Consider the following 14,015-nt stretch of genomic DNA (forward strand, 5'->3'; position numbering starts at 1 on the left):
CTCGCTTCACCCTTTCTTATCCCTCACATTATACGTAATTGGATAGAATTTCGTCCACCCTTCCGCTTGCCTGTACTATTCCGCAGAGCCTGGCCATATGGTTTAAGTAAAAGGAATTTAAAGGAGGAAAACGATGAATCCCATTAAACATGTTCCGCGGCCTCCCCAGATCGCTTCCCCTATGCTGGCGGGTCTCCTGTATGCCATCATTTGGCTTGCTTTAGGCGCATTGCTGCTCTCGCTTTTGCTGCATTTTGGAAATATGAAGGAAAGCAGCCTGCCGACTTTCGCAACATGTATTCATGGCGTATCCGCTTTTGCGGGCGGATTAACGTCCGGCAAGCGATCCGGCATGAAAGGCTGGTATCAGGGCGGATTGCTTGGCCTGCTCTATGGTTTGACCATATTGTTAATTGGCTTTCTGGCTGCCGATGCCGGATTTTCTCTGCATACCGCCATTGTCCTTGGCATTACTTTGCTGCTTGGCGCTTTTGGGGGCGTTATTGGCGTCAATCTTAAAAAGTAATTCGGCAGCCGGCATCATTTTCAGACGGCATAGGAGCGCTAACGGGGAAAAATAGAAGCAGCTTAGCCTAAAGAAGGCTTCTACATACTCATATAAAAAAAGCCTGCGTCTTGAAGGATTAACCTTCAAGGCGCAGGCTTTTTGGAGCTATCCTACTAATCTTTCGAAATCGTAGGCGCACTGCTAACGACCGAGCTAATTGCGCTGCGTTCAAACGTCAGCTTAACCGTATCATTGACGCGAAGTACGACTGTGTCATCCGTCAATTCCGTGATTGTACCGTGCATACCGCCGATTGTTGAAATTTTATCGCCTTTTTTCAATTGCGACAACAGCGCTGTACGCTGCTTTTGTTTCTTCTGTTGCGGACGAATAAGCAAGAAATAGAACACGGCAAACATAAGTAGTATCGGCCATGCCATGCCCCAAATGCTATTTGCTGGTGCTCCAGCTGCATCTGCTAACCATAGTGACATTGAAATCCCCCCTTTCTAAAAACCCTTATCGTTATCCCGCAACCCATAGCTGTCAAAAAACTCATCGCGAAAATCAAGGAGCCGATCTTCGGTAATCGCCTGACGCACATCCCTCATGAGTTGAAGCAGGAAATGTAGATTATGATAAGTCGTCAATCTCATACCGAATGTTTCATCGGCCTTCATCAAGTGGCGAATATACGCGCGTGAATAATTCGTGCATGTGTAGCAAGAGCATTTCGGATCAAGTGGACCAAAATCCTCTGCATACTTGGCATTGCGAATAACGAGTCTTCCCTCGCTTGTCATCGTTGTTCCGTTGCGCGCAATTCTCGTAGGAAGCACACAGTCGAACATATCGATGCCGCGAATGGAGCCTTCCAGCAGCGCATCGGGCGAACCAACTCCCATTAAATACCTTGGCTTGCCGGTTGGAAGCAGCGGTACCGTATACTCAAGTGCTTGATACATCAAGTGTTTCGGCTCACCGACACTTAGTCCTCCAATAGCATACCCCGGGAAATCCATGGAAGTCAAATCTTTCGCGCTCTGGATGCGCAGGTCCTCGTACATGCCTCCTTGGACGATTGCAAACAGCCCTTGATCATGTGGACGCGCATGGGATTCGAGGCAGCGCTCCGCCCAGCGTGTCGTGCGCTCAAGCGACTGTTTCACATAAGCATGCTCAGCTGGGTATGGCGGGCATTCGTCAAATGCCATCATAATATCCGAGCCAAGCGTATTTTGAATTTCCATCGCCTTCTCCGGCGACAAAAACATCTTGTCTCCATTCAGATGGGAGCGGAACTGGACGCCTTCTTCCGTAATTTTACGCATTTCGCTCAAGCTGAACACCTGAAAACCGCCGCTGTCAGTCAAAATTGGACGATCCCAGTTCATAAACTTATGCAATCCGCCTGCACGCCCAATCAAATCATGTCCGGGGCGCAAAAACAGATGGTACGTATTGCTCAAAATAATATGAGCATCCATCGTTTTCAGCTCTTCCGGGCTCATCGTCTTTACCGTCGCCTGAGTTCCCACTGGCATAAAAGCCGGCGTCTCAATAACGCCATGGGGCGTATGGACGCGGCCAAGCCGCGCTCCAGACTGCTTGCACACTTTTAACAATTCATAGGTTACAGCCACAATTCACGCTTCCTGTCTTCTTTAATTTTGTTGCTCCACTATTAATAAATAAACATCGCATCACCGAAGCTAAAAAAGCGGTATTCCTCACGAATCGCTTCTGCATAAGCGCTCATAACCGCATCGCGCCCAGCAAGCGCGCTGACGAGCATAACCAGCGTCGACTTGGGCAAATGGAAATTGGTTAGCAGCGCATTAACGAGCTTGAAGGAGTAGCCCGGAAAAATAAAAATATCAGTCCAGCCGCTGCATGCCTGAATCGCTTCCTTCTCAAAGCGCGCCGCAACGGTTTCCAGCGTCCTTGCAGAGGTTGTCCCTACAGCAACGATGCGTGCGCCCTCGACCTTCGCCTGATTCAGCAGCGCCGCGGTCTCCTCGCTAAGCTCGTAATATTCCGAATGCATCACATGCTCTTCCACTACGTCTACCGACATCGGCCGAAACGTTCCAAGCCCAACATGCAGCGTCACATAAGCAATGCGCACACCTTTATCCGCAAGCTGCTGCAAAAAGTCAGCTGTAAAATGCAGTCCAGCCGTCGGGGCTGCCGCCGAGCCATCATGCTTGGCATAAACGGTCTGATAGCGCTCGCGCTCCTCCAGACGTTCCCGAATGTAAGGCGGAAGCGGCATTTCTCCAAGCCGCTCCAGCAGCTCCTGAAAAATGCCCGTATACGCAAACCGGATCGTACGGCCGCCCATATCGCCTTCTTCTTCAACAAAGGCACGAAGCAGCGGCTGGCCGCTGCCGTCATCGCCAAACCATACCTCTGCGCCGATCTTCATGCGTTTGGCAGGCTTCGCGAGCGCCTCCCAGCGGTCACCTTCCAGCTGCTTGAGCAGCAGCAGCTCAATCTTCGCCCCTGTATCCGCCTTCGCGCCAATTAAACGAGCAGGCAGTACCCTGGTGTCATTAAGCACCAGCACATCGCCGGCATGCAAATGCTGTGCCAGATCGGTGAAGCTTTCATGATTCACCGCGCCATTGCTGCGGTCCAGCGTTAAAAGCCTCGATGAAGTGCGCTGCTGCAGCGGGGTCTGAGCAATTAAATGCTCCGGCAGTTCAAAATCAAACATTTCTACGTTCATCTGTCAGTCATCATTCCTTAGCGATAGTTACATCATTATAATAGTATTTCAGAATATAAGAGTAGTCATACCCTTGCTCGGCAAGGCCAAGCGCCCCATACTGGGACAAACCGATGCCATGGCCGAAGCCTGTACCGATGAAACGGAAGCTCGGCGTCTTCGTCGCTTCACGAATCTTGCCCTTGCTGCCCATAATATACAGCTTGGCATCCATTTGCTTCACTTCGCCGCCTGCCCCAATCGTATAGATCGCACCTGCACTCTCAGGCTTTGTTGTCGTTTTCTTATTCGCTCCGAGTACGTTCACGCGTGCTGTCTCGTCAATTTGGAACAAGGTGCTCGGCAGGCTTCCCAGCGCCGTCCGCAGCATATCCGGATATTTGACCTCCAGCTTTTTGCCGTTCGCCAGCATTTCCGTAGCCCGACCCGACTGTCCTGTCTTGCTCACTTGGAGCGAAGTAATTGGACCGGCTATCGTGGTGACGCTCTTGAGTGAAGCAACCAGCTCCTCTGAGCTGAAAGGTCCTCGTACCCAAGACATCGGACCGTATTGCACTGATTTTTCCAAGACGACTACCTTTGCACCCGCATTAACTTGGCCAACCAACGGCACATCATCTTGGATGAGCGGTATTTTCCGCACCTTTACGCCGTCCGTATTCACCTTCATCAACTTAATTCCTGCGGGATTCGTTTCGCTCGTTGCCGTAAGCAAATCTTCGCGAATATAGCCGGTCAAGCCGCTTGGGAGCACGACGCGGTACCAGCTGTACAGCCCTTTTTCCGCCGAGCTGTCCGTCGGGCTTTTGACACTCGTCAAATAAGGAACGGCATTGCCCCATACTTCCTTGGCATCCGCTGTAGCCCCGCCGCCATTGGAGGAATAAAGCGCCTCAATCAGCTTGCCTTTATAAAGCACGACCTCGCCTTGCGTCGCGTCTACCGCTTGAATCGTGGATTGCTTCTCCGTGCTTGTTCCCGCATAGGCTTGGCTGCTCACACTATCGACTACATGGGCGATTTGAAAGCCCGTGCCTTGATAGAGCGCATACGTTCTAGCGGCTACCGCCTGAGCCTTCAAAGCCTCCTGCGGCCAAGTCGCAACCATTTCCGCACCTACAACGGAATACAAATACTGCTCAAACGGAAGTTCATTTACGACTGCAAGCTTCCCATTAAAATCACTAAACTCAAAAGCACCGCGATACGTACGGCTGTAACGCTCCGTCAGTTTGATCGTTTCTTTGCCTGCCGGCTCGACCCATACTTTGGCGCTTGTTACAGGGAACGTATACATCGTAAGTGAGCTTCCCGACTTGCCTGTCAGCGTATGGTCGTTCTTCAGCAGCAGATAAGGCGATTTGGCGTCAGCCTGCAGCAGGCTGACGCCAGATGCTCCAGACGCTACCTTGATGAGGTCTAGATCAGCACTGCTGGCAGCAGCACCTACCATAACCGAATAACGCAGTCCGCTGGCTGGCTTGCGCACAGCGATATACGTATCAATTCCCGCTGCCTCAAATGATGACGATGCCTTAACAGCCTCAGCTTTAGAAGCATAGCCTGTGCTTTCCAGATGAAGCGGCCCTTGCAGCTCCGGCTGCGAACCGCCGGACAGCTTCGTTAACTCGCTGTCTGACTTCCATTTGCTTAGCGCAGTTTTTGCTTCTTCAACGGTTTTGTAGGTACCTTCTGTTACTTGATATACCGTCTTGCTTTTCTTCGTTAAGGAAGTAATAAAACCGCTGCCCTTCGCCGTCTGCACTCTTTTATAAGCGCTAAGCGCCGTCTCGAAGCTGGTCGTTTCCAGCACCTTGACCTTATAATCGTCCTTGGCAAAGCGGGCCTGTACATTGCCTGCCTCCCGCAGCCATTCCTCCGCGCCGGACGGCTGCTTCATTCCAATGGACAAGCCGCCTGCCGAGCTGAGTGTTGCTGCGGCTGTATTCACCGAATATTTCCCCGGAAATTGCAAAAATATAGCGACTCTTATCGAATCAAGCTGAGGTACGGCTCCTTGAGAAGGCTGTACATGCCACATCGAAATGAGCATTAGCCCAGCTAAAGTTAGAAGCGACAGCCGTCTGATCGAAAAGCGGGCGTTCATCTCACCTTCCCCCTTCTGGGTGATTATTGTTCTGCATTGGCGGCTTCCATTCGCAGCCATCCACCGAGCAGCTTTGCTCTGTTCTGCCAAACCATTCGTAACGTCGGCCCGCAATGATGCGATAAATAGCATCTGCTATTCGCCGCATGCCTGGGATCCGGTACAACAGGGCGAGCGCTCCCAGCCCTTTAACCGTGCGCAGCACGCGTATAACGCCGTCTGCTCCGGCATATAACATGCCATTGCTGTCCGCAACATGTATTTTCTCATAAAGCTGCTGCGTGCTCACCTGCTGAATGCCAGGAACGCTCACCGTTCCCGGCTGTTCCAATTGCTGAATTTGCACAAATTGCAAATGGGCCCGCGACGGAAGCTCCTTGAGCCTTGCAACCGTTGCAATGCATAGATTGCACTGGCCATCATAGACGATAAACAGCTTTTCTGCTGAATGCTTCCCCGCGCCAGCCATTCTAATTTCTCTCCGGGTATGGAATGCCTATATGGCGATACGCCTGCTCGGTCGCCATACGTCCGCGTGGCGTACGCTGGAGAAAGCCAATCTGCATTAAATATGGCTCATATACATCTTCTATCGTCTGGCTTTCCTCGCCAATTGTAGCCGCGATTGTATCCAGGCCTACTGGACGCCCGGCAAATGTCGTCATCATTGCATGCAGCATTTTATGGTCGATGCTGTCCAGTCCCATCGGATCAACCTGCAGAAGCTCCAGCGCCGAGCTTGCTATTTCGTCTGTTATAATGCCATCGCCACGCACCTGGGCAAAATCCCTTACCCGCTTGAGCAGGCGGTTGGCAATTCGCGGTGTTCCACGGGAGCGCAGCGCAATTTCCTGAGATGCTTCGCCTACGATGGAAATATCGAAAATTTCCGCCGAGCGCGAAATAATATAAGCAAGCTCATCAACCGTATAAAACTCCAGCCTGCTGATGACGCCGAAGCGGTCCCGCAGCGGAGCGGAAAGCAGCCCCGCCCTTGTCGTTGCGCCAATTAATGTAAAAGGCGGCAAATCAAGCCGTACGGATCTTGCGCTTGGCCCTTTGCCGATCATAATGTCGAGCGCATAATCCTCCATTGCCGGATAAAGCACTTCTTCTACTGTACGGTGCAGCCTATGGATTTCATCGATAAACAGCACGTCGCCCTCCTGCAAATTCGTCAGCAGGGCAGCGAGATCGCCTGGGCGCTCAATAGCTGGTCCCGATGTCGTACGCAGGTTTACGCCAAGCTCATTGGCGATTATGTTCGACAGCGTTGTTTTTCCAAGTCCGGGCGGCCCGTAAAGCAATACATGATCGAGCGCTTCCTTGCGAAGCTTTGCCGCGTCTATGTATACTTTTAAATTTTCCTTCGCCTTCGATTGACCGATATATTCAGCCAAATAACGAGGACGCAGACTTAGCTCCACCGCCTGATCATCCATCATAAGGTTGGCGGAAATAATTCTTTCGTCCATCCGTGCTCAGCTCCTTTTCGTCAACCTTTAAACAGCTGCTGCAAAGCGCGCTTCATGAGGGAATCAACCGTCTCCTCTGGAATCACCGTCTGCTGCAAGCCATGCCATGCCCGGTCAAGCTCCGCAGCTGTATAACCAAGCGCTGCGAGTGCCTCACGCGCTTCTTCCCAAGCGGTGCCTGCTCCCTGCCCGCTTCCGCTTTGGAATAAATCAGGCTCCAGGTAAGCGCCCGCCGCCGACAGCACTGCCGCATCGCTTGCGATGCCTGCAAGCTTGTCCTTCAAATCCAAAATCATCCGCTGCGCCGTCTTCTTGCCAATGCCCGGCAGCTTCGTAAGAAACGTAATGTTTTCCTGCTGAATGGCAGCAATAACGGTTTCTGGCTTGCCTCCTGCGAGTATGCCCAGCGCCACGCGCGGCCCAATGCCCGATACTTCCAGCAGCTTGCGGAACAGCGTCTGTTCCTCGCGCGTTGCAAACCCGTACAGCAAAATCGCATCCTCGCGAACGGAATGATGAATATATAGGGTTGCAGGCTCTTCCCTTTTCGCTAACGCATAGGGATTCGGCGTAAACACCCGGTAACCGACATCTCGTACATCCAGCACCACATACTCCAGCTCAACATGGGACACTATACCTCGTAAAAAATCAATCATGATCGTCCCGCCTCATTAATTTTTTGGACTAAAACTGCCGAATGGGCATGGCAAATGGCCACTGCCAGCGCATCCGCCACATCATCGGGCTTCGGAATGGCCGATAAATTCAGGAACATCTTGACCATCTCCTGCACTTGGCGCTTTTCCGCCTTGCCGTAGCCTACAACAGCCTGCTTAACTTGCAGCGGCGTATATTCCGCAACCGGAAGCCCGCGCTGCGCCGCCGCCAAAATAATAACCCCCCGCGCCTGACCAACCGCAAACGCCGTTGATACGTTCCGGTTGAAGAACAGCTTCTCCACCGCAACCGAATCGGGCTTGTACTTATCCATTAGGGCAACAGCCGAATCATAAATTTGAATGAGCCGCTCCTCGGGCGGCGTATGCGCCTCCGTCTGAATACAGCCATACTGAACGGGCTTAAGCTTATGACCCTGTTTATCAATGAAACCAAAACCCGCTATCGCAATACCGGGATCTATGCCTAGAACGCGCAAACCGCCAACTCCTTATTCCTGCCGTTTATTTCTCCTATTATACCAAAAGACAGAAAGGATGAGAACATGCGTTTGAGGAAAGTGTCGAGGAGCAGCCGATTTTCTTTACACCATCATTCATTATACAACAAGAAGAGGACGTCCTCTATAAGAACGTCCTCCGGGCTGCTATTTTCATCTAATAAGCGGATCGTTTAGCCGGTTTGCCATGTCCCAGCTCATAGTCGCTAAAGGTAGACAGGACGCTGTTAAACTCTTCGATGTCATTGATTTTAATGCCGTGGGTCAGCTGCTCTACTTTGTCGCGGGGCAAGCTGCTTTCCAAATACCGAATATCCAGTTGAAAAAAAGTTCTTAGCACCTTCTCCTGCTGGGGGGCCCCCTCAAACAGCGATAAATTCCCCTGCCTGTCCACGCCCATATACGCTTCATTCTGGCAATGCTTCGAAAACTCATCCACCGTCTGCTCAACCAGCACCCGGCTCGTTTTTTTATCGAAGCTTGCATGCCATTCGCCATTCGCCTCGAGCAGCCGGATCAGCTGGAGAGAAGTCATGCGCCCAAGCGGCCTGCTCTCCTCGCCGCATAGATAGTAGCGGCGCAGCATGACGCTGACTGGCTCCTGCTGCTCCCGCAGCTCGCGCAGCAGCTCAGAAGAGGGGCCGCTGGCGGCTCCTGCACTAGATGCTGCTCCTACGCCTACGGGATTAGCGCCAGACGCTGAATCGGCAAAATTGGCGACGGCGCTTGCCAGGTTGATGGCCGCAGCCGCCTTCGCAGGATGCCAGACAGTACCCGCTAGCGTGACGGCGAGCAAGGCGATACTGCCTAGCGTCCAAAGCGGACGGCGGCGAAGCTTTCTTTTTAGCTGCTTCCATAAGCTCATTAGCATCATGTTTGAACCCCTTTGTGCCTTTTTATTGCATAGGGTTCCACTGAGTTTCCAATATTATGCGCGTAAGAGAAACACCGAAGGAGGGCTAGCTTTTTACAAGCTCATAGGGCAGTTCCTTCTCCGCGTTTTCAACTGAGCTTTCGTCCACGTGCTCCTCTAGCGTCGCAAATAAAGCATGGGTGTACGGATGCTTAAGCTTGCCTTCCTCCCATTCACTAAACGTTTCCACGATTTCGCCCTGGTACATGACCGCGATCCGGTCGCACAGCTGACGGGCAAGCGCCAGATCATGCGTAATGAACAAGTAGGCCAGCTCTTGCTGCCGCTGAATTTGCTGGAGCATCGACACGATAGAAGTCTGCGATAAAGGATCGAGACTGGCTAACGACTCGTCGAAAATAATCACTTCCGGGCGCACCGCCAGCGCTCTCGCGATGCATACGCGCTGCTTCTGCCCTCCGCTAAGCTGATGCGGCAGCTTGCCTAGAAAGCTCTCGTCCAGGCCAACGGCGCGCATGAGCTGTTTGCTTAAGTCCCGAATTTCCAGCGGATGCTTAGCTCCAAAATTGCGCATTGGCTCTGCCAGCACCTCTTTAACAAGCATCCGGGGATGCAAGGAGGATGCAGAGTCCTGAAGGACAAGCTGTACGCTTTTGTATACCTGCAAATCCTTCATATGATGTCCATGAATAGACTGTCCGCCGAGCAAAATTTGCCCGGAGCTTAGCGTTTCCAGCTTCATAATGAGCCTTGCTAATGTGCTTTTCCCGCTGCCGCTTTCCCCAACAAGCCCAAGCGTTTCTCCGCGATGCAGCGCGAGATCAACCTGCTTCACAGCTTGAACGGCCGTGCTGCTGTCCTTCGCCTTAAGCCCTCTTCGCTTTCTCAGCAGCCGCAGCGGAAACGCCTTGGTCACTTGACGCAATTCCAACACGATCATCATAGGACGCTTCCTTTCGCTTGGACTGAAGCCATCCCGCCCGGCTGCATCGTGATGACACGATCCGCGAATTTGCGGACGCTTTGCTCGTCATGCGAAATGAGCAGCACCGTCAAGCCGAAATCCGCCTGCAGCTGCTTCAGCAAAGCTAACACTCGGTCGCGATTGAGTGCATCCAGCGCCGTCGTCGGCTCATCGGCAATAAACAATGCCGGCTCCGTGCTCAGCATCATTGCAAGCAGCACCCTTTGCCGCATGCCTCCGCTCAGTTCAAAAGGGTATGCATCCAAAATCGCTGCCGGGTCCGCAAAGCCAATCCGTTCCAGCATCGTGCCCAAATACGCTTCCATTTCTTTGCGCGAACGCTTCGCTTGCAGCTTCAACGTCTCGACCATTTGCCTGCGCACCGTGCGGATCGGATCTAGGCCGCTCAGCGAATGCTGAATAAGAAGGGCGATTTCCTCGCGGCGAAGCTGCTGCAAGCGACGCTCATCATAACGGGAAATATCATCCCCCTTATAAAAAATATGCCCGCCTGTCAGGCGCAGCCCGGTTTCCAGCAGCCCGACAAGCGCATGGGCAGTCATGCTTTTGCCGCAGCCGCTCGGCCCTACAAGCGCAGCCATTTCACCGGCATGAAGCTCCAAGGATACATTTTGGATGATAGGCAGCCATTTTCCAGCTTGCTGCCGGGAAATTTCTATATTTTGAACGCAGAGCAGCGGGGTATCGTTAAGGTTGGCGCTGTTGTTAATGTTGGTAGTGTTCGCCGCCATCTTACACCTCTTTCGGAACGTCAGCGTTCTGCTCTTTAAACCGGTCGCCAATTAATTGGCACGATAATACGAAGCTTACGATGGCAAGCCCCGGAAAAATCATGACATGCGGCGCCAGCTGAAAATAACGTGTAGCATCATGCAGCATGACGCCCCATTCAGGAGTAGGCGGCTGAACGCCCAGCCCGAGGAAGGATAGCCCGGCGATGAGCAGCACGATTTTTCCAATGTCAAGCGTACTGAACACAGCGATCGGCGCTGCAATCTGCGGCAAAATATAACGGCGCATAATCCGCAGATGCGAATTGCCGGACATGCGGGCTGTTATTAAATAATCCTCCTTGCTCACCTTAAGCACGAGCCCGCGAATGAGCCGGACATAATTGGCCCACCTCACGATGACAATCGCGATGATCATATTCGCAAACCCGGGTCCGAGTATGCCCACAATGGCAATTGTCAGTACAAAATCAGGAAAAGCGAGCGTGCCATCCATCAGCCGCATAAAAAAATGATCGGTGCGCCCGCCAAAATAGCCTGTTAACAGCCCAATCGGCAAGCTAATGCATAAGCTCAATCCCAAAATGACAAAAGCAATCGTAACCGTCGTCCGAATCCCATATAAAATGCGCGATAAAATGCAGCGCCCCAAATGATCGGTGCCAAAAGGATATTCGCCGCTCGGCGCCAGAAGCCGATTCGGTAGATTCACCTGAAGCGGATTATGAGGCGCGAGCCACGGGGCCAGCAAGCCCAGCAGCACAATACTTGCAAACAGGCCGATGCCAAGCAGCAAGCTTGTATTCTTTTTTTGAAAAAGGGTCCGCATAAAAAAGAGTTCCTCCTAGCTTGCCCGCAGCCGCGGGTCCAAGCGCACATAAAAAACTTCCACCGCCAAATGGATTGCGACAAACAAGAAGGAGGTGAATACGACATAACCTTGAATGACCGGATAATCCCGCGCCGTTATCGCTTCAATAATATATTTGCCTACACCGGGCCAGGAAAAGATCGTCTCAACGATCACATTGCCTCCCAGCATAAAAGCAAAGCTTGTCCCCAGCATCGATAAGATCGGCAAAAAGGCATGCTTGAACACTTGAAAAATGAATATTCTTCCTTTGGACAAGCCTCTCGCACGCGATGCTTTGACGAAGTTCTGGTTGTTCATCTCCAGCATATTCGTCCGCAAAACCCGGGCATAGACCGCGCCAAGCCCTAGGCCAAGCGTAACCGCCGGCATGAGGAGATGAGCAAAGCCCCCGCGTCCCATGGAAGGCAGCCAGCCTAGCCGGACCGAGAAAAAATAAATCAATAAAAAACCGAGCCAAAAGGAGGGGATCGAGGCGCCCAGCAGCGCAAGGATTCGGCCTATCCGGTCCAGCAGCCCTGTTGAAAAGATTGCGGTCACCATGCCTATAAGGCACGTTGCCAGCAGCATGACCAATGCGCCAGCAGAAGCAAGCTCCAGTGTGGCGGGCAGCCTTTTGAGCAGTTCCCCGGCAACCGGCTCCTTGGACATATAAGATGTCCCCCACTGCCATGTAAATACATCGCCTAGCCAGCCTATATATTGACTCCACAAGGAATCCGTCAGTCCCATTTCCTCCCGGAGCGCGTCAATCGCCTCCTGCGAGGCCGGGATATTATGCGTGGTCAGCAAAATTCTCGCCGGATCGCCTGGAGATACCCGCATTAATATGAAGGTAAGCGTCGCTACGCAAAAAATGACGAGCAGCATTTGCGCGACGCGTTCTAGCCAAAAACGAAGCATACTTAAGTTCACCCTTTACTTAAGGGATATCGACTTCAGCCGTCACATAATAATATTCGATCGGATGCGGTATGAAGCCCGTTACCCCTTTTTTCACGCCAAATACATTGTCAGGATGTACGATAAACGACTGCGGCAAATCAGCATTAATAATATCTTGGGCCTGTATCGCAAGCGCATAACGCGCATCGGTATCCGCCGTATCGTTAAGCTTATCGATTACCGTCTCAAGCGGCTTCGATTCATAATGGCTGACATTCGATTCGCTAGCAGCTTGATAGAAAATGTTCAAGAAATATTGCGGATCGCCCGTCTGCGCCGTCAGCATGCTGTACATCGCAAGGTCCCAATCGGACTTCGCAAGCTCAGCGTCAATATTTTCAACCTTGCGTATTTTCACGGTAATTCCTTCATTAAGCAGTTGATTTTGAATAACCTCTGCCATAACCGACAGCTCTGGGCGGTGCGGGAACGTAAGGAGCGTCGCCTCGAACGGCTTGCCTTCCTTCTCCCACATGCCTTCCGCATTTTTCTGCCAGCCGCCAGCGGTCAGCAATTGCTCCGTCGTTTCCCCTGCTGCTTGCTCCGCCACTTTGCCGAATGGCAAAATTTCCGGGAACGGGCTTTTCGCTTTCGTGCCGTAACCACGCATAACCGATTCAATAATCGCCTCGCGCGGAATCGCTTGATCTACAACCTCGCGGTTCGATTTTTCTTTAAACAAAGCAGAATTCATATTAAATAATACCATATGTGTACGAACCGATGGGGCAGACAGCACTTCCAGCTTGCTGTCCTTCTCTACCAGCTCAATGCTGTCAATCGGAATGTCCGTTGCGACATCTACTTCACCAGCCTGCAGCGCCATCAGACGCGTGTTGCCATCGGTTACAAACTTCATCGTCACTTCTGAAAGCTTTGCGGGTTCCCCCCAATAGCCATCATAACGCTCAACAACAAGCGATACGTCTTTCGTAAATTGCTTGATTTTGAAAGCTCCCGTCATGGCCGGGTAGCTGCCCGCTTCCTTCATGCTGTCAACATCAAGAATAATCGTGCTTGGATCAGCCAAGCTGGAAATGATCGCCGAGTTCGGCTGTGTCGTAATCATTTTCAGCTCGTCAGGCGCAAGCACTTCAATATCTTTAACCAGAAGCAAATCCTTCGCCAAATGGCTGTTCGCAATGGAACGCAGCAGCGATGCTTTTACGCTTTCAGCATCCATTTTTTTGCCGTTGTGGAACGTTACGCCCGTTTCCAGCTTGAACGTCCACGTATTAGCATCCTCCTGCTTCCATTCCTTCGCGAGCCAAGCGGATGGCTGCAGCTGCTCATTCAATTTAATCAGCGTTTCCCCTGCGCCCGAGCGCATAACATCCCAGCTATCGTCGCCATGCGGATCAACGCCTGCAGGGTTCCAAGTGTACGCCATTGTTAGTGTTTTTTTAGCGGCAGCAGCGTTGTTTCCCGAGGCAGCATCCGTGCCCTGCTCTGCGTTTTGGCCAGCATTCGTGCTGCATCCTGCAAGGACCAGCATCAAGCAAACGATCATCATTCCAAGTGACAAGCTAAGTGGCTTCTTCGTGTGGTTCATTTTTCTTTTGTCTCCCCTTCTAGTAAGCGTAAACGGCCGAAAGCCGTCCTGTGGCG

The 14,015-nt window shown here is 52.1% G+C and carries 15 protein-coding genes; 1 reads left to right on the forward strand and 14 read right to left on the reverse strand.

The annotated features are described in order from the left end of the window. The first annotated feature begins 133 nt into the window (after positions 1–133). Positions 134–526, forward strand: a complete 393-nt coding sequence (locus AC6B99_RS09760; RefSeq protein WP_056039970.1) for a TIGR04086 family membrane protein — start codon at positions 134–136, stop codon at positions 524–526. 155 nt (positions 527–681) lie between these two features. On the opposite strand, the gene yajC is transcribed toward AC6B99_RS09760, so the two are convergent. The 14 genes from yajC to AC6B99_RS09830 form a co-directional block, all read right to left on the reverse strand. Next, a complete protein-coding gene (gene yajC, locus AC6B99_RS09765) occupies positions 682–1,002 on the reverse strand; it encodes a preprotein translocase subunit YajC (protein ID WP_056039968.1) in 321 nt (106 codons plus the stop codon). 15 nt (positions 1,003–1,017) lie between these two features. After that, complete coding sequence (tgt, locus tag AC6B99_RS09770) at positions 1,018–2,154, reverse strand: tRNA guanosine(34) transglycosylase Tgt (protein WP_494865652.1); 1,137 nt, start codon at positions 2,152–2,154, stop codon at positions 1,018–1,020. 38 nt (positions 2,155–2,192) lie between these two features. Beyond that, positions 2,193–3,239: a tRNA preQ1(34) S-adenosylmethionine ribosyltransferase-isomerase QueA gene (gene queA / locus AC6B99_RS09775; RefSeq protein WP_494865638.1), complete on the reverse strand. Its 1,047-nt coding sequence runs from the start codon at positions 3,237–3,239 to the stop codon at positions 2,193–2,195. Between the two features lie 10 nt (positions 3,240–3,249). Further along, positions 3,250–5,346, reverse strand: a complete 2,097-nt coding sequence (locus AC6B99_RS09780; protein WP_496663275.1) for a SpoIID/LytB domain-containing protein — start codon at positions 5,344–5,346, stop codon at positions 3,250–3,252. A 1-nt stretch (position 5,347) separates the two neighbouring features. Beyond that, positions 5,348–5,815: a thiol-disulfide oxidoreductase DCC family protein gene (locus AC6B99_RS09785; protein ID WP_496663276.1), complete on the reverse strand. Its 468-nt coding sequence runs from the start codon at positions 5,813–5,815 to the stop codon at positions 5,348–5,350. A gap of 1 nt (position 5,816) precedes the next feature. Further along, a complete protein-coding gene (ruvB, locus tag AC6B99_RS09790; RefSeq protein WP_056039956.1) occupies positions 5,817–6,821 on the reverse strand; it encodes a Holliday junction branch migration DNA helicase RuvB in 1,005 nt (334 codons plus the stop codon). A 20-nt stretch (positions 6,822–6,841) separates the two neighbouring features. Then, the gene (ruvA, locus tag AC6B99_RS09795; RefSeq protein WP_056039954.1) at positions 6,842–7,480 is read right to left on the reverse strand and encodes a Holliday junction branch migration protein RuvA; all 639 of its coding nucleotides are present in this window, start codon (positions 7,478–7,480) and stop codon (positions 6,842–6,844) included. Then, positions 7,477–7,980, reverse strand: coding sequence for a crossover junction endodeoxyribonuclease RuvC (gene ruvC / locus AC6B99_RS09800; protein WP_046229358.1), 504 nt, complete (start codon positions 7,978–7,980; stop codon positions 7,477–7,479). Before ruvC ends, ruvA begins: the two co-directional genes overlap by 4 nt. A gap of 178 nt (positions 7,981–8,158) precedes the next feature. Then, positions 8,159–8,875, reverse strand: coding sequence for a BofC C-terminal domain-containing protein (locus AC6B99_RS09805; RefSeq protein ID WP_494865644.1), 717 nt, complete (start codon positions 8,873–8,875; stop codon positions 8,159–8,161). A gap of 85 nt (positions 8,876–8,960) precedes the next feature. Beyond that, positions 8,961–9,818: an ABC transporter ATP-binding protein gene (locus AC6B99_RS09810; RefSeq protein WP_327204937.1), complete on the reverse strand. Its 858-nt coding sequence runs from the start codon at positions 9,816–9,818 to the stop codon at positions 8,961–8,963. Further along, a complete protein-coding gene (locus AC6B99_RS09815) occupies positions 9,815–10,591 on the reverse strand; it encodes an ATP-binding cassette domain-containing protein (RefSeq protein WP_496663277.1) in 777 nt (258 codons plus the stop codon). Before AC6B99_RS09815 ends, AC6B99_RS09810 begins: the two co-directional genes overlap by 4 nt. A gap of 1 nt (position 10,592) precedes the next feature. Next, positions 10,593–11,420 (reverse strand): nickel transporter permease, encoded by an 828-nt coding sequence (gene nikC / locus AC6B99_RS09820; RefSeq protein ID WP_056039949.1) that lies wholly within the window; start codon positions 11,418–11,420, stop codon positions 10,593–10,595. Positions 11,421–11,435: 15 nt separating this feature from the next. Next, complete coding sequence (nikB, locus tag AC6B99_RS09825) at positions 11,436–12,365, reverse strand: nickel ABC transporter permease (RefSeq protein ID WP_056039947.1); 930 nt, start codon at positions 12,363–12,365, stop codon at positions 11,436–11,438. A gap of 19 nt (positions 12,366–12,384) precedes the next feature. Further along, on the reverse strand, positions 12,385–13,959 hold the full coding sequence (locus AC6B99_RS09830; RefSeq protein ID WP_056039945.1) for an ABC transporter substrate-binding protein: 1,575 nt from the start codon (positions 13,957–13,959) through the stop codon (positions 12,385–12,387). Between the last annotated feature and the right edge of the window lie 56 nt (positions 13,960–14,015).

The organism is Paenibacillus liaoningensis (genome assembly GCF_059609455.1).

Coding starts and splice junctions, on each gene's coding strand:
- AC6B99_RS09760 (WP_056039970.1), top strand. CDS start 134: ATGAATCCCATTAAACATGTTCCGCGGCCTCCCCAGATCGCTTCCCCT.
- yajC (WP_056039968.1), bottom strand. CDS start 1,002: ATGTCACTATGGTTAGCAGATGCAGCTGGAGCACCAGCAAATAGCATT.
- queA (WP_494865638.1), bottom strand. CDS start 3,239: ATGAACGTAGAAATGTTTGATTTTGAACTGCCGGAGCATTTAATTGCT.
- AC6B99_RS09780 (WP_496663275.1), bottom strand. CDS start 5,346: ATGAACGCCCGCTTTTCGATCAGACGGCTGTCGCTTCTAACTTTAGCT.
- AC6B99_RS09785 (WP_496663276.1), bottom strand. CDS start 5,815: ATGGCTGGCGCGGGGAAGCATTCAGCAGAAAAGCTGTTTATCGTCTAT.
- ruvB (WP_056039956.1), bottom strand. CDS start 6,821: ATGGACGAAAGAATTATTTCCGCCAACCTTATGATGGATGATCAGGCG.
- ruvA (WP_056039954.1), bottom strand. CDS start 7,480: ATGATTGATTTTTTACGAGGTATAGTGTCCCATGTTGAGCTGGAGTAT.
- AC6B99_RS09805 (WP_494865644.1), bottom strand. CDS start 8,875: ATGATGCTAATGAGCTTATGGAAGCAGCTAAAAAGAAAGCTTCGCCGC.
- AC6B99_RS09810 (WP_327204937.1), bottom strand. CDS start 9,818: ATGATGATCGTGTTGGAATTGCGTCAAGTGACCAAGGCGTTTCCGCTG.
- AC6B99_RS09815 (WP_496663277.1), bottom strand. CDS start 10,591: ATGGCGGCGAACACTACCAACATTAACAACAGCGCCAACCTTAACGAT.
- nikC (WP_056039949.1), bottom strand. CDS start 11,420: ATGCGGACCCTTTTTCAAAAAAAGAATACAAGCTTGCTGCTTGGCATC.
- nikB (WP_056039947.1), bottom strand. CDS start 12,365: ATGCTTCGTTTTTGGCTAGAACGCGTCGCGCAAATGCTGCTCGTCATT.
- AC6B99_RS09830 (WP_056039945.1), bottom strand. CDS start 13,959: ATGAACCACACGAAGAAGCCACTTAGCTTGTCACTTGGAATGATGATC.